General features: G+C 39.5%; 2 protein-coding genes. Both read right to left on the bottom strand.

Features of this window, described 5'->3' with window-relative positions; genetic code table 11:
- Positions 1-270: IS3 family transposase (locus tag NE664_12440; protein MCQ4727448.1), on the bottom strand; the 270-nt coding region annotated here is incomplete at its 3' end.
- Entirely contained in the window at positions 267-944 is a 678-nt protein-coding gene (locus tag NE664_12435) for a transposase (GenBank protein ID MCQ4727447.1), read from the bottom strand. The genes NE664_12440 and NE664_12435, both read right to left, overlap by 4 nt.
- Positions 945-1009: the final 65 nt, after the last annotated feature.

The raw sequence follows: 1009 nt of genomic DNA, 5'->3' as shown, positions 1-1009 counted from the left end.
ATAAGCAGTATGGTTAAAGCGATTGACCCATGAAGTCATTCTTCGATAGCCTAAGATATGGCCAAAGCGTTGATCGTATTCTTTAATCAGTTCTGCCAGCTTAAGATTTTCCGATTCCTGTTTCGGAATCTCCCGGTCCAGCCATTTATAATAAGCCGCCCTTGAGATTTCAAGCTGTTTGCACATCCATGCAATGCTCCACTGCTCTGTTTCATGGAAATGTCTGATTGCTAAATATTTTGATTCGTAACGCAGCTTTCCAAGCTTCACATCCTTTCGAATTCTTTCACTTTTTTTAGTAGTTCAACAGCCTTATCCTTTTCTTCCAGCTGGCGTTTCAACCTGAGATTTTCCCGCCGTAAACGCTCCAGTTCATCCACTTCATCATCTGCTCTGTGATGGCCGCGTTTATCTGTTAAACCGTCTTCTCCATTCACATCATACTTTTTTACCCAGGAATAAACCTGGCTGTATGAAACGTTATAAATGCCTGCAGTCCCTTTATAATCATGGTTATGTTTAATACAATACTCAACGATTTCTTTGCGTTCAGCAACGGTTGTTTTTCTTCTGGCCTCTGCCATATAGACCTCCCTTTTCGGAACATAATCCTTAAGTTCTCTATTGGCATTATAACTCACAACCCATTGGCTGAGTACCCTTCTTGAAGAAATGTTATATTTAGCAGCGATATCATCTACGCTTCCATCACCAGATAAAACCGCTTCGACACACATGGTTTTAAAATCGGATGAGTAAGAAGCATTCCCCGTTTTACGAATAAATGCTCCGATTCCATGAATTCTGTATTTAGCAACCCACTCTTTCAATGTTTTACACCCGATATTATATTTAGTGGCTAAATAATTATAGGAACCCAATCCATCAAGGTATTCCTGTGACACCTTTGCCCGGAATTCCGAAGTATGAGGGGATTTGGACATAAAAATACCTCCTAAGTAGATTTTGGTTATTTATCTTGTCTACTTAAGAGGTATCATATCATATA

The organism is Anaerotignum faecicola, from assembly GCA_024460105.1.
GTDB lineage: Bacteria > Bacillota > Clostridia > Lachnospirales > Anaerotignaceae > JANFXS01.
The sequence above is the reverse complement of the archived record's forward strand: the minus strand, read 5'-3'. Positions and strand labels throughout refer to the sequence as shown.

Excerpts from the sequence above, each read along its gene's own strand:
- NE664_12435 (MCQ4727447.1), bottom strand. The coding sequence starts at position 944 with ATGTCCAAATCCCCTCATACTTCGGAATTCCGGGCAAAGGTGTCACAG.